Genomic DNA, 23890 nt, shown 5'->3' with positions numbered 1-23890 from the left:
AGAAGACCGGAGGCAGGTTCCCGATGGCCGACGTCCAGAGCCGGTTCCGGCTCACCCACGACGACTTCGTCATGCGGAACCACCGGCTGCACGAGGTGTCGGTGCTTCCCGGCGTCGTCTTCTTCGACCTCGTCTACCGCACCGCCGTCGCGGCCGGCTGGGACCACCGCCGGCTCTGCGTACGGGACACAGTGCTCGCCGAGGCGATCGTCACCACCGACGGCTTCGACCGCGAGGTCGTGCTCACCATCGGCGAACCACAGGACGCGGGGCGTCCGTTCACCGTCCGCAGCCGCTGGCTTCGCGGTGACGACCCGGTGTCCGGCTGGCACGACAACGCTCACGGGCTGATCTGCCTCACCGACGAGCCGGTCCCGCCGCCGCTCGACCTGGCCGCGCTGCGGGCCGCCGCCGACCGGCACGACGACGTGGAGGTGCTCTACCAGCGGGCGGTACGGGAGCACATCCGCCACGGCCCGGCGATGCGCTGCCGCGGCACCCTGCACATCGGCGGCGGCGCGCTCCTGGCCGACCTGACCCGCGAGCAGCAACCGGGGGCCGCAGCCGCCGGGTTCCACCTGCACCCGGCCTCGCTGGACGCCTCGACGCTGGCCGGGTTCGGGCAGGTCGGGATGCCGACCGACGACCCGTTCGTGCCGATGTTCGTCCAGGAGTTCCGGGCACCCGAGCCGCTGCCGCCGACGTGTCATGTCCACGTGCCGCGCCCGGAACGGCTCGCGCCGTCCGGCGACGTGATCACCACCGACTACACGATCCGCGACGCGGACGGCCGGTTCCTGGCCGGCTTCACCGGCCTCACCTGCAAGCGCATCCGCGAATCCGGGCTGGTACGCCGGCTGCTCGCCGACGTGTCGGCCGACGCCGCGCCGGTCCGGCCCGCCGCCGCGCCACCGGCGACGGTGCCCGGGCAGCCCGCGGCGTCCTCGCCGGGCGCCGCGAACGGCTTCACCGACACGCTGCGCGCCGCCGTCGCGGACATGCTCGGCCGGCCGCCCGCCGAGGTGGCGACCGGCACCGGGTTCTACGACCTCGGCTTCGACTCGGTCGCGCTGCTCCGGCTCACCGAGCGGGTCGAGCAGCTCGTCGGCCGCAAGCTCTACCCGACGCTGTTGTTCGAGCACACCACCATCGACGCGCTCGCCGCGCACCTGTCCACCGGGCAGGCCCCGGCCGCGCCGGCCGTCCCTCAGTCGTCCGACGCGCCGGTGGCCGCCGCGGCTCCGGCCGCCCCCGAGTCGACGGTGCTGTCCTTCGTCGACGCCTGGGTGCCCGCGGACCCGGCGCCGCCGAGCACCGGTACCCCGGAGGCGCTCGTGGTGGGCGGCGCGCTCCCCGCCGGGCTCGCCGCCGCCCACGTGGACTCCGTCGACCGGCTCCGCGACGCCCCTGACCTGCCGCCCGCCGTCGTCCTGCTGACCGACGACCCGGCCGCCGACCTGTGGCGCGCCGCCACCGCCCTCGTTGACGCCGGACCGCGCGACCTGCTCGTCGTGCACGCCGGTGAGACCACCGCCGAGCAGGCGGCGACCGCGGCGCTGGCCCGTACCGTGACCGCCGAGATCCCCGGCCTGCGCTGCCGGTTCGTCCAGGTCGATCACGCCCGCGACCTCGCCACCGCGGTACGCGCCGAGCTGCGCGCGGGCGACGCCGAGCCGGAGGTCCGCCACGTCGGCGGCCGGCGTCTCGTGCGGCGATGGCGCGAGGTGGACCCGGCCGCCGGGGCCACGGGCGGGGAGCCGTTCCGCGACGGCGGCGTCTATCTGATCACCGGGGGATCCGGTGGTCTCGCCGCCGTCCTCGCGACGCACCTCGCGCGGCGGCACCGGGCCCGGATCGCCCTGCTGTCGCGTACCGCGCCCGCGGCGGCGCTCGTCGACCGGTGCCGCGCGGCGGGCGCCGAGGTGCACGTGGCCATCGCCGACGTCACCGACGCCGCCGCTGTGGACGCGGCGGTGACCGGTGTACGGGAGCGGTTCGGCCGGATCGACGGGGTCCTGCACTGCGCCGGCGTCACCCGGGACGGGCTGTTCTTCCGCGGCGATCCGGGCGACCTCGCCGCCGTCGCCGCCCCCAAACTCGACGGCCTGCGCCACGTCGACGCCGCCACCGCCGGTGACGCGCTCGACTTCCTGGTCGCCTTCTCCTCCGCTTCGGCCGACGTGGCCAACCCCGGTCAGGCCGCCTACGCGTACGCCAACGCGGGCCTGCGGCACGTCGAGCGGCGCGGTCGCGGCCGGACCGTCGTCATCGGCTGGCCGTACTGGGCCGAGGGCGGCATGCGCGCGCCCGCCGACGCCCTGCGCCGCTCGACCGAGCACACCGGCCAGGAGCCGATGCCCACCGACACCGCGCTGGGCGTCCTGCGCGACGTGCTGCGCGGTCCGTACGACGCGGTGCTGGTCCTGCACGGGCAGGCGGACCGGCTGCGGGAACTCGTGCCGGCCGCCGGTGCGGCTGCGGCCACCGCCGCCTCGCGCCCGGCTGCCGGGTCCGACGGCGGACCGGCTGTCGGTGAGCCGGCCGTGGGCGGGCCGGGCGACGACGCGGTCGCGGTGGTCGGCGTGGCCGGGCGTTACCCCGGCGCGGACGACCTGGACGCGTTCTGGCGCAACCTGGCCGGCGGCGTCGACGCGATCACCGAGGTGCCCGCCGGCCGCTGGGACCACGCGGCGCTGTTCGACCCGGAGAAGGGCACCCCCGGGCGTACGTACGGCCGGTGGGGCGGCTTCCTCGACGGCGTCGACCGCTTCGCGCCGACCTTCTTCGGGGTGTCCCGGCGCGACGCCGAGCGGATGGACCCCCAGGAACGGCTGTTCCTCACCACCTGCTGGCACGCCCTGGAGAACGCCGGACATCCGCCCGAGACCCTGCGCGGCGAGGTCGTCGGCGTCTACGCGGGCGTCATGTGGAACCACTACCAGCTCGTCGGCGGGGCCACCGACGGCGTCGCCCCGACCGCGATGCACTGCGCGATCGCCAACCGCGTCTCGCACACCTTCGACCTGACCGGGCCGAGCCTGGCCGTCGACACCGCCTGCTCGTCGTCGCTGATGGCCGTGCACCTCGCGGTCGAGAGCATCCGGCGGGGCGAGTGCACGCTCGCCCTGGCCGGCGGCGTGAACGTGACGGTGCACCCGCAGAAGTACCTCCAGCTCGCGCAGGGGCAGTGGTTGTCCACCGACGGCCGGTGCCGCGCGTTCGGCGCGGACGGCACCGGCTACGTGCCCGGCGAGGGGGTCGGCGCGGTGCTGCTCAAGCCGCTGTCGCGCGCGCTCGCCGACGGCGACCACGTGTACGGCGTCATCCGCGCGACGTCGGTGAACCACACCGGACGTACCGCCGGGGCGACAGTACCGAGCCCCGGCTCCCAGGCCGCGCTCGTCCGCGCCGCGCTGGACTCGGCCGGCTGGGCCCCCGCCACGCTGGGCTACGTCGAGGCCCACGGCACCGGCACCGCGCTCGGCGACCCGATCGAGGTCGAGGGCCTCCGGCAGGCGTTCGACGGTGCGGACCTGCCGGCCGGGGCGTGCGCGATCGGCTCGGTCAAGTCGAACATCGGGCACCTGGAGGGCGCCGCCGGGATAGCCGGCCTGACGAAGGTGCTGCTGCAACTGCGGCACCGCGCGCTCGTGCCGTCGCTGCACGCCGAGGAACTCAACCCGCACATCGACTTCGCCGCCGTGCCGCTGCGGGTCCAGCGCACGCTGGAGCCGTGGACTCCGCCGCCCGGCGTACCGCGGCGGGCCGGCGTCAGCGCGTTCGGCGCCGGGGGCACCAACGCGCACGTGCTGGTCGAGGAGTTCGCCCCCGCCGCCGCACCCGCGCCGGACGGGCCGGCGCTCGTGGTGCTCTCCGCGCCGACCGCCGAGACACTGCGGGCGTACGCGGGCGCGATGGCGGCCGGCCTGCCGGAGTCGACCGGCCCGACCGCGGCGGTGGCCGACCTTCTCGGCGTACCCGAGGAGGCGCTGGAAACGTCGGCGACCCTCGGCGATCTCGGGCTCGACCCGGCGCGGCTGGCGGACCTGGTCGGGGTGGAGGCGATCGGCCGGCTGAGCGTTGCGACGCGCCTCGACGAACTCGCCGCGGACCGGGGCGTCCGCGACATCGCCTACACGACGCAGGTGGGACGGGCGCCGCAGGCGGTCCGCATCGCCGTCGTGACGTCCGGCACCGACGCGCTGCGCAGCGCGCTGGAACGCTTCGCCCGCGGTGCGGACACCGGGGACGTGGTGACCACCGGCGCGCCCGCCACCGGCGATCCGGTGGCGGCCTTCCGGGCCGGTGACCTGCACGAGGTGGCCCGGCACTGGGTCGGCGGCGGCGCGGTCGACTGGTCCGCCTGCTACCCGGACGGGCATCCCCGCCGCGTACCGCTGCCGACCTGCCCGCTGCCGGAGGAGCCCTGCTGGATCGGCGGCTGGGACGCCGCTCGCGCCGGCTCCGCCGGCACGCTCCGCGCCGGGACCGGCGGTGGCGACGCCGTCGCGGTGGCCGCGAGCCCGCCACCGGCCGTCGACGGCGACGTGGTCGTGCCGGACGGGCCGGACCTGGAGTTCCGTGTCCTGGACCAGGGCGTCGCGCTGGTGTCGATGCGCGCGCCGATGTTCACCGACGGGCTGCTCGCGGCTTTGGGGGACACGTTCGCGGAGATCGAGCGGCGCGACGACGTACGTGCGGTGGTGATCACCGGCCACGGCTCGGTATTCAGCATGGGCGGCACTCCCGAGGCCCTGCGGGCGCTGGCCGAGGGCGAGGGCACGTTCACCGACGCCGCGCTCGTGTACGAGGGCATCCTGCGCTGCACCCGGCCGGTCGTCACCGCCGCCGCCGGGCACGCCTCCGGCGGGGGACTGGCGTTCGCCTGCTACGGCGACGTGGTCGTCCTCGGCGACACGTCGGTGTACAGCGCGAACTTCACCCGCTACGGCTTCACCCCGGGCATGGGCGCCACCTACATCCTGGAGCAACGCCTCGGCCCCGCCCTGGCCGCCGAGATGATGCTGACCGGACGGTCGATGACCGGCGCCGAGCTGAGCCGGCGCGGAGCCGGCGTGACCGTGCTGCCGCCGCAGGAAGTCGTTCCGGCCGCGCTGGACCTGGCCCGGTCCATGGCGGACAAGCCACCGGCGGTGATCCGGTCGCTCAAGAACGAACTCGCCGGCCGGATCCTCGACCGGCTGCCCGAGGTCATCGCCAGCGAGGTCCGAATGCACGGGAACGTCCTCGGCGCGGAGTCCGCCGCCCTGGTACGGGAGCACTTCACCAAGGTCGACGAGTTCCGTAGCCGGGCGACGCCGGCCGCGCAGCCGGAGCCCGGACCGGACGACGGCGCGGTGGGCGACGCGGTGACGGAGATCGTGGGCGCCCTGCTGTACCTGCGCCCGGACGAGGTGCTGCCGTCCCGCACCTTCGCCGACCTGGGACTGGACTCCATCGGCGCCGTCGAGCTGGTGCGGGACCTCAACCGCCGGTTCGGCACCGACCTGGACTCGGCAGCCGTGTACGACCACCCCACAGTGCCCGATCTCGCCCAGGCGGTGCTGCGCAACCTGGCCGAGTCCGCCTCCCTGCGCGCCCAGGCCACCGCGCCCCCGGAGCCGTCCGTCGTGGACGAACCGGTCCCGGCCAAGGTGCCCGGGCCCGCCGCACCCGCGCCCGCTGTCACCGAGGCCGCTACGCCGGCCGTCGCCGAGGTGGCCGCGCCCGCTGCGGCCGCTGTCACCGCGCCGGCTGTCGCCTCGCCGGCCGCCGCGGGCCCGCCGCCACTGGTCCTGACCGCGCCCGGCGCGGCGCCCGGGACTGCCCCGCCGTCCGGGGCCGCCCCCGCCACGGCCCCGGAGCCCCCGCCGCTGACGTTCGCCGTCCGCCCACCGCCCGCGTCGCCTTCCCACCGAGAGCCGGCACCGGCGGCGACACCGGCACCGGCGTCGTCATCCGCACCGGCCGGGACACCGGCCTCGGACGCGGCGTCGCCGGGCGCGGACCCGTCGACTGCGATCGCGGTGATCGGGATGGCCGGACGATTCCCGGGCGCCCCGGACCTCGACACGTTCTGGGACAACCTCGCCGCCGGCCGGTCCGCCATCCGGGAGGTGCCGTCCGACCGCTGGGACCTGACGGGACTCTACGACCCGGACCCGGCCGCACCCGGCCGCACCCGCAGCCGGTGGGCGGCGCTGCTGGACGACGTGGACGCGTTCGACGCCGGGCTGTTCCGCATCTCACCGCTCGAAGCCGAGGCGATGGACCCGCAGCAGCGGATCTTCCTGGAGCAGGCGTGGGCGGCACTGGAGAACGCCGGGTACGCCGGGCGGCCGATGCGGTGCGGCGTCTTCGTCGGCTGCGGCGCGGGCGACTATCCCCGGCTGCTGGAGCGGCACGGACGCAGCGACAGCAGCGAGGCGTTCCTCGGCGGGGCCAGCTCGATCCTGCCGGCCCGGATCGCGTACCTGCTCGACCTGACCGGGCCCACGATGGCGATCGACACCGCGTGCTCGTCGTCGTTGACGGCGGTGCACCTGGCCTGCGAGAGCCTGCGCTCGGGCGACTGCGACACGGCGCTGGCCGGCGGCGTCGCGGTGATGTGCACGCCGCAGATGCAGGTCTGGACCAGCCAGACGGGGATGCTGTCGCCGACCGGCCGGTGCCTGCCGTTCGACGCCGCCGCCGACGGCATCGTGCTCGGCGAGGGCGTCGGCGTGGTCGTCCTCAAGCGGCTGGACCGGGCGCTCGCCGACGGCGACCACGTCCACGGCGTCATCCTCGCCGGCGGCGTGAACGGCGACGGCCGTACCAACGGCATCACCGCGCCGAGCGCGGTCTCCCAGGTCCGTCTGCTGCGTGAGGTCCACGCCCGGGCGGGCGTCGAGGTCGGGTACGTCGAGACGCACGGCACCGGCACCGCGCTCGGCGACCCGATCGAGGTCAAGGCGCTGGCCCAGGTCGTCGGCCCGCACTGCCGGATCGGCTCGGTCAAGGCGAACATCGGTCACACCACGATGGCCGCCGGCGTGGCCGGCCTGATCAAGGTGCTGCTCAGCCTGCGGCACCGGCAGTTGCCACCGACCCCGCACGCCACCGAGCCGATCCCCGGGCTGCCGGTGGTGCGCGAACTCACCGGGTGGCACGACGACCGGCTGGTCGCCGGCGTCAGCTCGTTCGGCTTCAGCGGCACCAACTGCCATCTCGTGGTGGCCGAGGCGCCGGCCGCGACGGCGGGCACCGGCACCGGGCCGGTGGTGGTACCCGTCTCGGCCCGTACCGCGTCCGCGCTGCGCGACCTGACGGACCGGCTGGCCCGGCGCCTGCGTACCGAACCGGCCGACGTCCACGACGTCGCCGCGACCCTCGCGCGAGGCCGGGCGCACCTGGCGGTCCGGGCCGCGTTCGTCGCCGCCGACACCGCCGACCTGGTCCGGCAGCTCGCCGGCGGGCCGCCCGCGCCCGACGCGCCGGCCGACCTGGTCGCCCTCGCCGAGCGCTGGGTGGCCGGCGCGGACGTGGACTGGACGGCGATGCCGGCCGGGCGTCGCATCCCGCTGCCCACGTACCCCTTCGCCCGCGACCGTTTCTGGACCGGCCGCGACCGGCGGGAGACGGCCCTCACCCCGGCCGACCCGCTGGTGGCCGACCACACGCTGCACGGCGTCCCGGTCCTGCCCGGCGCGGCGTTCCTGCGCCAGGCCACCGCCGGCGGGACCGCCCGTGCCGCCGACGTGACCTGGCTGCGGCCCGTCGTGGTCACCGAGCCGGTGACGGCTGTCGTCACCCGGGACGACCGGATCACCCTCACCGTCGGGGGAACACCGCACGCCGTCGCCACCCGCCGCGCCCCCGACCCGGCACCGCCGGAGCGGGTGGACCTGCCGTCAGTCGAGGCCCGCTGCCCCGTCCGCCGTCCGGTCGACGACCTGTACGCGGGATTCGCCCGGGCCGGTCTGCGCTACGGGCCGTCGTTCCGGGTGCTGACGGAGCTGCGGCTGGGCGCCGGTGAGGCGCTCGGCATGCTCGCCACCGGCCCCGACAGCCACGTCCAGCTGCTCGACGGGGCGTTGCAGGCGGTCGCCGGGCTGGTCGATCCCGCCGACCGGATGCTCGTCCCGTTCGCCGTCGAGTCGGTCTTCGTCGCGGACCGGCTGCCGACGACCGCCCGCGTCCACGTGGTACGCCGGGACGGCGGACGGTTCGACGTGGTCCTCACCGACCTGACCGGCGACGTCCGGGCCCGGCTCGACGGTGTGACGCTGCGCCCCTACAACGCGTCCGGCGCCGCATCGGCCGAGAGCCGGCCGGTCGTGACGGCGCCGCCGGAGGACCTGCTGTACGTCCCGGCCTGGCGGCCGGCCGGTGCGCCCTCCGGCCAACCGCCTGCCGGGCGGGCCCTCGCCGTGCACAGCCCCGCCGACGCCGCGCTCGCCGCCGCCCTCGGCGCCGACGACACGCTGCCGCTCGGCGAGCTGCCCACCGGCCGGTACGACACGGTGTACGTGCTCGCCCGCACGGCCGACCCGGCCGCCCCGCCGCAGGACGACTCCGCGACGCCCGAGGCGTTCCGCCTGCTGCGCCGCCTGCTCGACCTGGGCGCGGACCGGGGACCGCTGACGCTCACATTCGTCGTGTCCGGGGTGGCCGGCCTGCCCGGCGAGCCGGTCCACCCGCACGCCGCCGGCCTGGCCGGGCTGGCGAGCGCGATCGCGGCCGAGTATCCGCAGTGGCGGGTCACCTGTGTCGACGCCGGCCCCGGCGACGTCACCCCGGCCGACGCGATCCGCCGCGAGGACGGCACCGACCGACTCGTCGCGCTGCGTGGTGACCGCCGCCTGGTCCGCCGCCTGGAGCCGGTGGCCGGGCCGGCAGGCGTGGCGCCGCTGCGCGACGGCGGTGTCTACCTCGTCGTCGGCGGCACCGGCGGCATCGGGTTCGAAGTCAGCCGTCACCTCGCCCGGACCCGCCGTGCCCGGCTCGTGTGGCTCGGCCGGTCCCCGGAGGACGAGCGCATCCGGTCCCTGGTGGCGCAGATCGAGGCGCTGGGCGGGCAGGCCGTCTACCTGCGTGCCGACGTCACCGACGCCGTCGCGGTCCGCCGCGCGGTGGCCGAGGCTCGACAGCGGTTCGGGCCCGTCGACGGCGCGTTCCACGCCGCGGTCGTGCTCCGTGACCGTGCCCTGTCCGCGATGGACGAGGCGGCGTTCACCGAGGTGCTGCGGCCGAAGGTCGCCGGTGTCGGTGTGCTCGCCGACGCGCTGGCCGGCGAGCCGCTGGACTTCCTCGCGCTGTTCTCCTCGGCGCTGTCGTTCGCTCCGGCCCCGGGGCAGGCCAACTACGCCGCCGCGAGCACGTTCGAGGACGCGTACGGGCTGGCGCTGCACCGCCGGGGACAACCGGTACGCGTGGTCAACTGGGGCTGGTGGGGCAGCGTCGGCGTGGTCGCCGACCCCGGGTACGCGGCCCGGTTCGCGACGCTGGGCATCGGCTCCATCGAGCCGGCCGAGGGCGTCGCGGCGCTGGAGCGGATCCTCGCCGGCCCGCACCCACAGGTGGCTGTCCTCAAGGGCACGAGGGACGGGCTCGCCGCACTCGGCGTCCACCCGTCGGCGCCCGCCGACGACGCCGTCACCGCGCTCGCGGCACCACCCTCGACGGACGGCGCCGCCGCCGGGGACACCGACCCGTCGCTGGACCGGTCCAGCGCGGCCTTCCGTACCCTCGACGGGCTGGCCCGCGACCTGCTGCGCGACCGGCTCCGGGACCGTCAGGTGCCGGCCTCCGGGCCGCTGGCGGCCGCCGTCGCCGCGGCCGTGTCCGCGCCCCCGGCCGGCCTGTCCACCGCCGCCGTGCTCGCCCGGCACCCCGACCTCGCCCCGCACGTCGCGTTGCTGGCCCGGTGCGTCGACGCCCTGCCCGGCGTCCTGGACGGCCGGACCTCACCGACCGAGGTGCTCTTCCCCGGCGGCAGCACCGACCTGGTCGCCGCCGTCTACCAGGGGCAGCAGGCCGCGGACTTCTACCACCGCCTGGTGGCGGCGCAGGCCGCCGCCGCGCTCGGACGGACGGACGGCCGCCCGGGCCGGGTGCTGGAGATCGGCGCCGGCACCGGCGCGGGCTCGGCGTTCGTCCTCGACGCCTGCCCGGGCGTCCGGTACGACTTCACCGACCTGTCGACCGCGTTCCTCCGCGAGGCCGAGGACCGCTTCGGCGGACGCCATCCGGGCCTGCGGTTCGGCGTCCTCGACATCGAACGGGAACCGGCCGGGCAGGGCTTCGAGGCCGGCTCGTACGACGTCGTGCTCGCCACGAACGTCCTGCACGCCACCGCGGACGTGGTCCGCAGCCTGCGCCATGCCCGATCCCTGCTGCGCCCCGGCGGTGTGCTGCTGCTCAACGAGGTCACCCGCGCCTCCGACTTCCTCACCGCGACGTTCGGCCTCCTGCCGGGCTGGTGGCGGTTCACCGACGCCCGGCGGCGGCTGCCGCACTCCCCGCTGCTGTCGCCGGCCGGGTGGCGCGCGGCGCTCGCCGAGGCGGGCCTGACCGGCCGGATCCTCGGCATGCCCGGTGTCCCCGACGACGAGCAGGAGCAGTGCGTGCTCGTGGCGACGGCCGGTGCGGCGCCGGTGGACCGGGTGCCGGCCCGCGCCGCCCGGGACTACGTCCGCGCGGTCTTCGCGGAGGTCCTCAAGTACCGCCCCGACCAGCTCGACGACGACGTCACGTTCGACAACTTCGGCGTCGACTCGCTGGTCAGCCAGCACCTCGTACGCCGGTTCTCGGCCGACCTCGGCGACCTGCCGGCCACCCTGCTGTTCGAGCACCTGACGATCGAGCAGCTCGCCGACCACCTGGCCCGGGAACGGCCGGGCCCGCTCGCCGCCACGCTCGGCGTCGCGGCGGTGGACGCCGTGCCGGCGCCGGTTCACCCGGCGGAACCGGAGCGACCGGCCGTCCCGGCGTTCCCGGCCGCCCCGGTCACCTCGGTCACCTCGGCCTCCGCCGCCCGGGGCGACGCGGACGCGATAGCTGTCGTCGGCCTGTCCGGCCGCTATCCCGGCGCGCCGGACCTGGAGCGGTTCTGGCAGAACCTGGTCACCGGCACCACCTCGATCACGGAGGTGCCGCCGGAGCGGTGGGACTGGCGCGAGCACTTCGACCCGCGCCGCGGCCGGCCGGGGCACACGTACAGCCGGTGGGCCGGGTTCCTCACCGACGTCGACCGGTTCGACCCCGGCTTCTTCGGCATCCTGCCGAAGGACGCGGCCGCGATGGACCCGCAGGAGCGGCTGTTCCTGGAGACCGTCTGGCTGATGCTGGAGGACGCGGGCGCCCTCGGCGGAGCCCTGCCGCGCGACACCGGCGTCTTCGTCGGCACCATGTACGGCTCGTACGGCCGCATCGCCGCCGCGCAGGGCTGGCCGGAGGGCCGCTACACCGACGGGCACTCGGCGTACTGGTCGATCGCCAACCGGGTGTCGTACACGCTCGACCTGACCGGACCGAGCTTCGCCGTCGACTCGGCCTGCTCCTCCTCGTTGACGGCGGTCCACCTGGCCTGTGAGAGCCTGCGCCGCGGGGAGTGCTCGGCGGCCGTCGCCGGTGGCGTCAACCTGGTCCTGCACCCGGCGCACCTGATCGCGCTGTCGTCGATGACCATGTTGTCGGCCGACGGCGCCTGCAAGGTGTTCGACGAGCGCGCCGACGGGTTCGTGCCCGGCGAGGGCGTCGGCGCGGTACTGCTCAAACCCCTGTCCGCGGCCCTGCGCGACGGCGACCGGATCTGGGGCGTCATCGAGGGCGGCTTCGTCAACGCGGGCGGCCGGACCGCCGGCTACACCGTCCCCAACCCCACCGCGCAGGCCGACCTGGTGGTCCGGGCGCTCGCCGCGGCCGGGGTGACACCCGGCGACGTCGGCTATCTGGAGGCGCACGGCACCGGCACGGCTCTCGGCGACCCGATCGAGATCGCCGGTCTCGGCCGGGCGCTCGGTAACGCGCTGCCGGACGGCCGGCGGATCCCGGTCGGCTCGGTCAAGGCCAACATCGGTCACCTCGAAGGCGCCGCCGGCATCGCCGGCCTGACGAAGGTGCTGCTGCAACTCGCGCACGGCACGATCGCGCCCTGCGCGAACCTGTCCACTGTCAACTCCCGCATCGACCTGTCCGGGTCGTTCCTGCTGCCGACGAGCGCACAGCCGTGGACCGCGCCCCGGCGCGCCGGGGTCAGCTCGTTCGGGGCGGGCGGCGCGAACGCGCACCTCGTGGTCCGGGAGCATCCCGCGCCGCCGCCCGCGCCCGTCCAGCCGGGGCCGCACGTCGTGGTGCTGTCGGCGCGGACCCCGGAGCAGCTGCGGACGCTCACGGCCGACCTGGCCGACCTGGTCGAGCGGACGCGCCCGCGCCTCGACCAGCTCGCGTACAGCACCCAGGTCGGGCGGGCGGAGTTCGACAACCGGCTCGCCGTCGTCGTGTCCGACATCGACGAGCTGGTCCGCCGGCTGCGAGCCGGCGAGGTCATCACCGGAACCGCCGGCACCGATCCGCTGTTCGACGGCGACGGCGGCGCCGAGATCGCCGCCGACCTGCTGCGCCGCGGCCGGCTCGACCAGTCGGCGAAGCTGTGGGTACGGGGCGTCCCGGTCGACTGGGCGGGCCGCTGGCCGGTACGGCCGGGACGGGTGCCGCTGCCGCCGTACCCGTTCGACAGGCAGCGGCTGTGGCTGCCCGAGCCGACCGGTACCGCACGGCCACCGGCGCCGCCGTCCGTACCGGAGGGTGACCGGACCGCCGGCGGCCGGACCGCCGTGCTGCCGGGCCTGGCGGTACCGGAGGCGGCGGTGCCGGAGACCGCCGTGCCCGAGGCGGCGGTGCGGGAGACCGTCGTCGTGCCCGAGGTGGCGGTGCCGCAGATTGTCGTGCCGGGGAGCGTCGTGCCGGACGTGGCGGCGCGGGATACCGGCGTGCCCGAGAGCGACCCGTGCGTGTACCTGCGGCCGCAGTGGCGGGCCGAGCCGCCGCCGGAGGGTGGGCGACCGCCGGCCCGCATCCGGGTGATCGGCGAGGGCCCGACGTTCGGCGGCCGCCACGACCAGGCCGACCCGGACGTGATCGTGGTGCACCTGCCGGCCCGTGCCGGCGGGCTCGCCGACGAGGTGCGCGAGAGCCTGCACACCGTCCTGCGGGCCGCCGTCGAGGTGCTCACCCCGGATCCGGCCGCGTCGCTGCGGATCGTCGTCGGCTGCCCGGACGAGCGGCCTGCCTACACCGCCGTGACGGCGGCGCTGCGCACGCTCGCGCTGGAGCACAGCGGCTTCTCCGGGGCGGTGGTCCGGGGCGGGGTGACCGCCGAGGCGGACCTGTGGCACGTCTCCGGGCCGCCGGAGCAGCGGGTCGACGACATCCGCTGGACCGGCGGAGTCCGTGAGGTACGCCGGATGGTGCCGTTCCGGCCCGGCCCGGCCGTCCGGCGCACCGGCGGCGTGTACGTCGTGGTCGGCGGCACCGGCGCCGTCGGCCGGCACCTCGCCGCGCATCTCGCCGCGACCCGTACGCCCTCGGCGGTGGTGCTGGTCGGCCGGACCGCGCCGGCCGACGACGCCTTCGCGTTCGTCCGCGCGGACGTGACTGTCGAGTCCGACGTGCGCAGCGCCGTGGCCGAGATCCGCCGCCGCTACGGGCGCATCGACGGGGTGATTCACGCCGCGGGCGTGCACGACGACGCCCGCGCCCTGACGAAGCCGGCGACCGCCGTCGACGCGGTGCTGGCCCCGAAGGTGTTCGGCCTGCGGCACCTGGTGGACGCGCTCGGCACGGAACCGCTGGAGTTCCTCGCGCTGTGCTCGTCGATCGCCGGACGCACCGGCAACCTCGGGCAGGTCGACTACGCGTACGCCAACGCGTTCCTGGACGAGTTCGCCGCAGGCCGACCCGGCACGGTGTCCGTCTGCTGGCCGCTGTGGGCCGACGGTGGGATGGCCGTCGACGACGCCACCCGCCGGTTGTTCGCGCGGCGCTGGGGGAGTGCCCCGCTGCCGACGGCCGACGCGGTACGGGCGTTCGACCGCGTCGTGTCGGGCACCGAACCGGTGGTGGCGGTGCAGCGCCCGGCGGACGTCGCGCCGGAGGCCCCGGCCGGTGTTCCGGACCCGGAGCTGGACCTGGACGCGGAGCTGCGTGCGCTCGCCGCCGGGTTCCTGCTCGTCGAACCGGACGAGGTCGACCCGGACATCCAACTGCTCGACCTGGGCTTCGACTCCATCTCGCTGACCGGGCTGGTGAACGAGACGAACGAGCGCTTCGGCGTCGACCTGCTGCCCACAGTCCTCTACGAGCACCCCACGCTCGCCGCCTTCGGCGCGTACCTGCGCTCCGTACTCCCGGCCCGGCCGGCCCCGGCCACCGTGGACGCCGGGCTCACGGCGGCCCGGCCCGCGGCGGAGGCCGCCGAGCCCTCGGCGGACCTGCCGGCCGACGCGGTCGCCGTGGTGGGAATGGCCGGGGTACTGCCCGGCTCGCCGGACCTCGACGCCTTCTGGCGGCACCTCGCCGCCGGCGACGACCTCGTCCGCGCGGTCCCGGCCGACCGCACCGACCTGCTCGGCGACCCGGCCACCGCCGGTGTCCGCGCCGGTTTCCTCGACGACGTACGCTCGTTCGACGCCGACCTGTTCGGCATCGCGCCGCGCGAGGCCGCGCTGATGGACCCGCAGCAGCGGTTGTTCCTCCAGACCGCCTGGCAGGCCGTCGCCGACGCGGGATACCGGCCGGCGGACCTCGCCGGCACCGACACCGGGATCTTCGTCGGCGTGTCCGCCTGCGACTACGACGACCTGCTCCGCGCGCACGACGTGCCGGTCGAGGCCCACACCGCCAGCGGTCTCGCCGACTGCATCCTGGCCAACCGGGTCTCCTACCTGCTGGACCTGCGCGGCCCCAGCGAGGCCGTCGACACCGCCTGCTCCAGCTCGCTCGTCGCGGTGCACCGCGCGGTACGGGCGTTGCTGGCCGGGGAGTGCGCCACGGCGCTCGCCGGTGGGGTGAACGTGCTGCTGAGCCCCGGCCTGTTCGTGGCGTTCCAGTCCTCGGGCATGCTCAGCGCCGACGGCCGGTGCAAGACGTTCGACGCCTCCGCCGACGGATACGGCCGCGGCGAGGGCTGCGGCGTCGTGCTGCTCAAACCGCTGCGCGCGGCGGTCGCCGACGGGGACCAGGTGATCGCCGTCATCCGGGGCAGCGCGGTGAACCACGCCGGCCGCGGGCCGTCGCTGACCGCCCCGAACCCGCAGGCGCAGGCGCAGGTCGTCAGCCGGGCGTACCGGGCCGGCGGCGTCGACCCGGCGAGCGTCAGCTACATCGAGGCCCACGGCACCGGCACCCGGCTCGGCGACCCGATCGAGATCGAAGGGCTGAAGAAGGCGTTCGAGGGCGTGGACGCCACGATCGCGGTCGGGACGGTGAAGACGAACATCGGCCACCTGGAGGCCGCGGCCGGCATCGCCGGGCTGCTCAAGGTGCTGCTGAGCCTGCGGCACGAACGGCTGCCGCGCACGCTGCACCAGCATCGGCGCAACCCGTACCTGCGGCTGGACGGCACCCCGTTCACAGTGCTGGACCACGACGTGCCGTGGACCGGCGACCGGGTCGCCGGGGTCAGCTCGTTCGGTTTCGGCGGCACCAACGCCCACGTGGTCGTGCAGTCGCCGCCGCCGCTGCCGGCGTCCCCGGCGTCGGGCCCCTGGCGCCTGGTGCTGTCCGCGTCCGGCCCCGCGGCGCTGGCGGAGTACCGGCGCCGGGTCGCGGACCACCTCGCGGAGAGCACCGACATGGCCCGTGCCACGTACACGCTCCAGGTGGGACGGGAGGCCCTGGCCCACCGGTTCGCCGCGGTGGTCGCCGACGCCGCCGAGGCGGTGGCGGTGCTGCGCGGCGAGGCGCCGCCCCGCCTCGACGCGGAGACCGAGACCTGGCTGTCCGGCGGCGACGTCGACTGGGCGGCGACCTGGGACCACCGGCCGGCCCGGATCTCCGTCCCCGCCCCGCCGCTGGACGCCCGGCCGTTCTGGTTCGACGAGGGCCCGGCCCGCGCCGCCGCACCCTCCCGGCCCGCCCCGGCCGAGCTGCCCGCCCCGCGTGTTCCGGCGGAGCCGCCCGCCCCGGTCCGGCGCACCGCCGCCGACCGGATCGTGCTGCGTGATCCGTCGGCGTCGCGCAGGAACGGCGCGGGTCGGCGCACGGCCGCCGACGCGGGAGCGGTGAACGGCGGACCCGCGTCGAACGGCGCGGCCCCGGTGGGCGTGCTCGCCCGCCCGGCCCGACCGGCCACCCACCCGGCCGGAGCCGGTCCCGCCGCTGCCGCGCCACCCGCCGCCGCGCCACCGGCCGCCCCCGAGCGACCGGCCGCCCCCGAGCGGACGAGCCCCGTCGAACCGCACGGCCCGGTCGACCAGCCGGGCCGCGCCGAACGGCCGACCGGCGCCGTCGCCCAGGGGCCCGCGCCCGCGGAGGTGGCCGAGGCGGTACGGGACTGTGTGGCGCGGGTGCTCGGCGCCGACCGTACGGAGATCACCGCCGACCGGGCGTTCGCCGACCTCGGCCTCGACTCGATCTTCCGGATGGAGCTGGCCCGGCTGGTGGTGGCGACGTTCGACGTGGAGATCACCGCCGCCGACCTGTACGAGCACGACACGGTCGAGGCGGTGGCGGCGCTCGTGGCCGCCGGTACGCGGGCACCACGCCCGGTCACACCGGCCGGAGACGGCGTCGAGGAGATCGTGACCGGGGTGCTGGAGCGTGCCGTCGAGCCCGGCCGGACGTTCGCCGACAGCGGCCTCACCTCGTTCGACATGCTGCGGGTCGTCGGCGCCCTGGAACAGCGCTACGGCGCGCTGCCCAAGACCCTGCTGTTCGACCACCCCACGATGCCGGACCTCACCGCGTTCCTGGCCGGGCGGTCCGCCGGGACCGGCGTCCGGACCGAGACGGGCACCGGTCCACGGGCCACCGGCCGGACGATCGAGAGCGGCGCCGAGGTCGACGGCGAGCCGGTAGTCGTCCGCAAGCGGACCCTGCCCGGCCGCCCGGCGCTGCGTGACCTCCTGGCCGACCTCGACCGCCGCCACGCCAAGGAGGGCGGGCTGGCCGGACGGGACATCGCACCGTACGCGTTCGTCGACTCGGCGCGGGCCGGCTACGTCAACTTCTCGGTCCGCGGCGACGACGTGTTCGCCTGGAGCTTCGTCGGGCACCACGACCACTTCCACGACCTCGTCGCGGAGTGGATCGCGTGGGCACGGCGCAACGGCCTGCGGCCCAACTTCCTGTCCCTGGCCCACCTGACCGAGGTCGCCGGGGAACCGGTCACCGCGACCCCGTTCGGGGCGGTGCAGCGCCTGACGGACCTGGCCTCGTTCACCGTACGGGGCGGCCGGATGCAGCGCCTGCGCAGCCTCCTGCACCGGTTCGAGCGGGCCGGTGACTGCCGGATCGAGGAGTATCAGGCCGGCGCGTCGCCGGAGACCGACCGGCAGATCGTCGGTCTGATCGACTCCTGGGGTCGCCGCAAGCAGATGGTGAACCCGTACGTCGGCGTGGTCCGGGAGGAGATCGGCGGCGGCACGCTCGACCCCCGGCACCGGGTCTTCCTCACCCGTGTGGACGACGTTCTCGTCAACGCGGTCATCGTCACCCGGATCCCGTCCGAGCGGGGATACCTGCTCGATCTGGAGTTCTACGCCGACGAGATGCCCGCCGGTGGCCTGGAGTGGGCGATCGTCCGGATCATCGAGGTGACCGCCGCCGAGGGCTGCACGTCGTTCAGCTTCGGGGCGAGCTTCGGCGTCGCCATCACCGAGTCGCCGAACGCCGACCCGGCGGTGGCGGACGCGCTGGCGGAGCTGCACTCGGTGGGCGTCTTCGGGCCGGGCAACTTCCAGTTCAAGAACAAGTTCCGGCCCGAGAACACGCCGATCTACCTGTGCCAGCCGGCGACCGGCGACCGTACGTCGGTCACCGACATCATCCTGATGATCGCCAATCCGGATCTCGTGGACGGCGCCCCCGCCGATCCCGCGCCGCTGAACGACGCCGCACCGTCGTCGGACGCCGCCGCACCGCCGCCGCACGCCATCGTGCCGCCGGACGACGCCGTGCCGTCGGACGCCGCCGCGCCGCCGGAGGACGCGGGACCGCCGCCGGACCCGGCGCTGCGGCCGGGACGTACGGATCTGCTGGCCGCGCACGGGTACAACGCGCTCGCCCTGCCGACCGAGCTGGTCCCCTTCGACCTGCTCACCGACTCGTGGGCGGAGCGGGCGGACGGCTTCGTCGCCGCCCGGACGCGGCTGCTCGCCGAACGGTCCGGCCCGCCGGAGCTCACCGCGCACGACTGGCTGCCCATGCCCGAGGTGGTGCCGACCCGGTCCGGGCGGACGGCCGAGGAACTGCTGTGCCGCTGCCACCCCGGCCCGCGCGGCGTCGTGCTGCACGCCGCGGCCTTCCCGACCTGGCTGTCGACGCTCGCCGACCTCGGCTACGAACCGGTCGCCGTCGGGGTGGGCCGGCTCGACCCGGAGACGATCGAGGCGTTCGCGGCGGAGCTGACCCGCCGGCCCGCCGGGTCGGTGTCGTTCGTGGTGGCGGAGGCGGCCAACAACGCCGCCGGTGGCGTACCAGTCGAACCCGACGCCCTCCGGGAGCTGCGCCGCGTCACCGCCGCGCACGGGGTGCCGCTCGTCCTGGACGCCAGCCGCGTCGTCGACAACGCCGTCGCGCTCGCCGGCCCCGGCGGGGATCCCTGGGCGGTGGTGCGGGACCTGCTCGCCGTCGCCGACACGGCGACGCTCAGCCTGTCCAAGGACTTCGGCGTCACAGCGGGCGGCCTGGTCGCCACCCGCGACCCGGAACTGGCGGCGCGGCTGCGCGAGCACGTGGCGCGGCGCGGCTCCGAGGTGGACCGGGCCACCCGGATGACGCTGCGGGCCGCCCTCGCGGACCGCCGGGGCGTCACGGAACTGGTCCGGCGGCGCGTCGCCGCGGTCGCGGTGCTCCGCGACGGCCTGCGGGCGGCCGGCCTGCCGGTCGTGGACGTCGACGGCGCCCACTGTGTCCTGCTCGACCTCGCCCGGATGCCCGGCCTGGCCGGTCAGGAGCACCCCACGATGTCCGGGCTGGCCTGGCTCTACGCCGGCGCCGGAGTCCGGGGCGCGCCGCACCTGGCGATCGGAGGGCCGCTCGCCGGCACCGTCCGGCTGGCAGTGCCGGTCGGCTTCGGGCCCGACGACGCCGAGGCGGTGGTGGCCGCCGTCGCCGCGCTCGCCGCCGCACCGGGAGAGATGCCCGAACTGGTCACCGGCGGGGTCCGCACGGCCGGGGAGGCGGCCCGGGCGGTCTACCAGCCCGCCGACCGGGTGCCCGAGGACGTCCGGCAGGCGCTGCGCGACCAGGCGCCGGCCGACGACAACGGCAGCGTGCTGCGGGAACACCAGCCGGCCGTACGCCGACGGGTGGTGCCGGTGGCCGGCGCCCAGGTGGAGGTCTTCACCGCCGGCGACGGCCCGCCGCTGCTGCTCGCGCACCCGTTCAACATCGGCGCGGGCGTCTTCGCGCGCCAGTTCGAGGCGCTGGCCGGGCGGTACCAGGTGATCAGCGTCCACCACCCCGGCGTCGGGGCGAGCACCGCCTCGGCCGACCTCACCCTGGACGGGATCGCCGCCCTCGAACTGCGGGTGCTGCGGGAGATCGGGGTCGACGGCCCGGTCCACGTCGCGGGCGCGTCGTTCGGCGGCCTGGTCGCGCTCACGTTCGCCCTGAACCATCCGGAGGACACCGCCTCGCTGATCCTGCTCGGCAGCTCCTACAAGATCGGCAACCGGGTCGGTGAGATCAACCGGCTGGCCGTCGTGGCCGCCCAGGACCTCGACCGCACGATCGAGGGGTCCGGCGCGGACCGGCTGCGGCACGAGCGGGCCGCCGTGGAGGCGCTGCTGCTGCGCTGCGAGAGCATGGACCCCCAGACCGGGCTGCGCTACCTCGACGTGTTCGCGGCCCGGCCGGACCTCCGCGACCGGCTGGGCGAGCTGGACCTGCCGGCGCTCGTGGTGCAGGGCCGGCACGACACAGTCATCCCGTCGGAGACGGCGCGGCTGCTGCACCAGGGCATCAGGGGCGCCCGCTACGAGGAGATCGCCGACGCCGGCCACTTCCCGTATCTGACCAGCCCTCGGGAGTGCAACCGGATCCTGACCGACTTCCTGCGCGGCGCCGGAGGGGAGGGGTCGTGACCGTCCTGACTCCCGAGCTGGAACTGCTCGGTCCCGACGCGACGACCCGTACGACTGTGGTGCGGCCCGGCATGTGCGGGCCGGGGTCGCTGTTCGTCGGCCAGGTCGGCGACTGGACCTGGGACACCGTCAGCGCGCTCTGCGACACCAACGTCTACACCGCCCGCGACGCCGACGGGATGCCGACCTACCTGGCGTTCCACTACATCCACCTGCGCGGCGGCGCGGACCTGCACGTGCGCGGCATGACCTTCGGCGACGTGCTGCGGGTGGACTCGCGGTCCTTCGCCTCCGGCAGCGAGTCGGTGCTGACGCTGCACGAGATCCGGCGCGGCGACCGGCCGGGACGCGTCGTCGACCCGGACGAGTTCTACGCCCACCCCGACCCGGGATGCCTGTACGCGCAGAACTTCAACCGCTGGGTGGTGCGCGGCCCGTCCGGCGGCAACGGCGACCTGCGCAGCGCGTCCCCACCGGGGTTCCGGCACGGGCACCTGCCCGTGCTGCCCGCGCGGCACTCGCCCCGGCGCGCGTACGCCGAACTGCGCGCCCTCGGCGCCGAGCCCGACCCGTCCGACCCGCTGGACCGGCTGGCGCTGGACTACCCGGTCGATCCGAGCCGCGACCTCAACGGGGTGGGGCTGCTCTACTTCGCGTCCTACTTCTCCATCGTGGACTGGGCGTCGCTGCGGCTGTGGCGGCACCGCGGCGGCACCGACGCCGGCTTCCTCCGGCGGATCGTGCTGGATCAGCGGATGAGCTACCTCGGCAACGCCGACGTGGGCGCGGTGCTGCGGGTGCGGGTGTCCCGGCGGCCGGGCGGCGACGTGCCCGGCGCCGACGAGACGGTCCGGGTGGTGCTCGCCGACCGCGACACCGGACGGCCGCTCGCGGTGGCCCTTGCGCAGACCCGGACGGAGGGAACGACGTGAGCGCCAGCGACGAAGCGGTCCGGCGGGTGGTCCACGAGGTGATCGCCGAGATCCTGCCGGCGGTCCCCGGCGACCGGATCCCGGGGGACGCGCACCTGCGCGACCTGGGCGCCGACTCGATCGACCGGGTCGAGATCATCCTGACCCTCCGTGAGCGGCTCGGCGTCGACGAGCCCCTCGGCAGCTTCAGCGACCTGCCCGACATCGACCACCTGGTCGCGTACCTCTGCGAGGTGACGGCATGAACGTGGGCATCGAGGCCCTGAACGTGTACTGCGGGGTGGCCTCCGTCGCGGTGCCGGTCCTGTTCGAGGGGCGCGGCCTGGACGCGGCCCGCCTCGGCAACCTGATGATGACCGCGAAGTCGGTCGCGCTGCCGTTCGAGGATCCGGTCACGCACGCGGTGAACGCCGCCAAGCCGATCCTCGACGCGATGGACGAGGCCGACCGCGACCGGATCGAACTGCTGGTGACCTCCAGCGAGTCCGGCCTGGACCTGAGCAAGTCGATCGCCTCGTACGTGCACCGGCACCTCGGGCTGAGCCGCCGCTGCCGGATGCTGGAGGTGAAACAGGCCTGCTACGCCGCGACCGGGGCGCTCCAGCTCGCCTGCGGCTACCTCGCCGCCGGCCTGTCACCGGGCGCCAAGGCGCTGGTGATCGCGACGGACGTGTCACTGGTGAACGAGAACGCCTCGTACACCGAGCCGGCGATGGGTACCGGCGCCGCCGCGGTGCTGCTCGGCGACGACCCGCGGGTGCTCGACGTGGACCTCGGGGCGTTCGGGACGCACAGCTACGAGACGTTCGACTCGGCCCGGCCGGGCCCGACGTTCGACGTCGCCGACGCCGACCGCTCGCTGTTCGCCTACCTGGACTGCCTGACGAACGCCTACGCGCACTACGCGGAGAAGGTGGCGGACGTCGACTTCGCCACCACGTTCGCCGGGCTGGCCATGCACACGCCGTTCGCGGGCATCGTCCGCGCGGCGCACCGCAAGCTCGCCCGCGAGCACCGGCTGCCCGACGCCGACGCGGACTTCGCCCGCCGGGTCGCGCCCGGCCTGGAGTACCCGCGGCTGGTCGGCAACCTCTGCTCCGGCTCGGTCTACCTGGCCCTGGCCAGCCTGATCGACCACCTGCGGCCCGACGACCCGGTACGCGTCGGGATGTACTCGTACGGCTCGGGCTGCGCCGCCGAGTTCTACAGCGGCCTGGTCGACGGCCGGTCCACCGCCGAGGTCGGCCGGATGCGCATCGGCGAGCACCTCGCCGGCCGGTGCGAGCTGACGTTCGACGAGTACAAGCGGATCCTCGCCGACAACGCCGACTGCCTGGTGCCGGTGGCGGACAAGCGGATCGACCCGGGGCGGTACGCCGAGGTGCTGGACCGGGTGGCCGGTGCGCGCACACTGCTCGCCTGCACCGGCGTCCGCGCCTACCACCGCAGCTACGAGTGGATCGGAGCGGGCGCGTGACGCCGGGGCGGGATCTGGCCGCCGCGCTGCTGGCGGCGGGTCCGCTGCTGCGGGTGCTGCCGCCACCGGTGCGGGTGCGGTGCGCCGACCCGGCCACCGCGGCCGCGCTGGCCCGGCTGTGCGACCGGCTGGACGTGCCTGCGCCGGCGCCGGTGACCGACGCCGCCGGCCTCGGCCCCTTCGAGCGGGTGGTGAGCGACCTGCTGGACCTCGACGCGAACCCGGCACCGCCGCCGGCGGACGAGCCGCGCGTGGTCGCCGAGGCGCGCGAACAGGACTTCACCTGCCGCTTCCGGCGCACCGACGTGCGTACCGGCGACGGGGTGGTGCTGCCCACGTACGCCGTCGGCGACCCGGACCGGCCGCCGGTGCTGATGGTGTCCGCGTGCGGGATGCCCGCCCGGCTCGCCGAGGGCTGGGCCGGCCGGCTGTCCCGCGACTTCCACGTGCTCGTTCCCGAGACGCGGGGCCTGTTCGCGGACGTGGACGGATTCTCCGCCGACACCGGCGTGGTGGCCCAGGCCGACGACCTCCTCGCGGTGCTGGACCGGTTCGGGCTGCGCCGCGCGCACCTGATCGGCCTGTGCGGCGGCGCGGTGCTCGCGGTCGTCGCGGCCGCGCGGGCGCCGGAGCGGGTGTCGTCGCTGAGCCTCTGGCACGGCGACTTCGACCTCGGCGACGAGAGCCCGAAGACCGACCACCAGCAGAACCTGCAGGCCCTGATGGCGATGGCCGCCCGCAGCCCGCAGCAGGCCGCGGCGGTGCACGCGGTGCTCACCAACACCATGCTCGGCGTCGCCCCGCCACGGCTGGCGCACCTGGTCACGTACCCGTACGCGACGCCGGAACTGCTGCGCCGGTACTGCCGGCTCAACGGCGCGATCATGGGCACGGACCTGCGCCCGTACCTCGCCGGGCTGACCACGCGCACGCTCGTCGTCACCAGCGAGGACGACCACACGGCGCACCCCGCCGGGTCGCGGGCCGTGGCCGCCCGGATCGCCGGGTCCGTCCTGCACGTCGCCGAGCACGGCGACCACCTGTCGCTGTTCCACGCCGAGGAGAGCCTCGTCGACCTCGCCGCGCGATTCGTCGCCGGCGACGACGCCCTCGGCACACGATCTCCCGCCGAAGCCGGCCGGCGGGTGCCCCCCGTCCCGACGAGAGGTGGAGAGGAGGTGTTCCCATGA

At 75.8% G+C, this 23890-nt stretch carries 5 protein-coding genes; all 5 read left to right on the top strand.

Annotation, left to right across the window (positions count from 1 at the left end; translation table 11 throughout):
- Positions 1-23: 23 nt before the first annotated feature.
- From FB454_RS02600 to FB454_RS02580, 5 genes are read left to right on the top strand one after another with little or no spacing between them, the layout of a single operon-like run.
- Positions 24-20291, top strand: a complete 20268-nt coding sequence (locus FB454_RS02600; protein ID WP_145822397.1) for an SDR family NAD(P)-dependent oxidoreductase — start codon at positions 24-26, stop codon at positions 20289-20291.
- The gene (locus FB454_RS02595) at positions 20288-21223 is read left to right on the top strand and encodes an LnmK family bifunctional acyltransferase/decarboxylase (RefSeq protein ID WP_047890685.1); all 936 of its coding nucleotides are present in this window, start codon (positions 20288-20290) and stop codon (positions 21221-21223) included. The genes FB454_RS02600 and FB454_RS02595 overlap by 4 nt, the downstream gene beginning before the upstream one ends.
- Positions 21220-21468, top strand: a complete 249-nt coding sequence (locus FB454_RS02590) for an acyl carrier protein (protein WP_145822395.1) — start codon at positions 21220-21222, stop codon at positions 21466-21468. Before FB454_RS02595 ends, FB454_RS02590 begins: the two co-directional genes overlap by 4 nt.
- Positions 21465-22700 (top strand): hydroxymethylglutaryl-CoA synthase family protein, encoded by a 1236-nt coding sequence (locus FB454_RS02585; protein ID WP_013287040.1) that lies wholly within the window; start codon positions 21465-21467, stop codon positions 22698-22700. Before FB454_RS02590 ends, FB454_RS02585 begins: the two co-directional genes overlap by 4 nt.
- A complete protein-coding gene (locus FB454_RS02580) occupies positions 22697-23890 on the top strand; it encodes an alpha/beta fold hydrolase (RefSeq protein WP_071094402.1) in 1194 nt (397 codons plus the stop codon). The genes FB454_RS02585 and FB454_RS02580 overlap by 4 nt, the downstream gene beginning before the upstream one ends.

It is taken from the genome of Micromonospora sp. CNZ297 (assembly GCF_007827625.1).
Note: the sequence above shows the minus strand (reverse complement) of the source record. Positions and strands in the feature narration are given on the sequence as shown.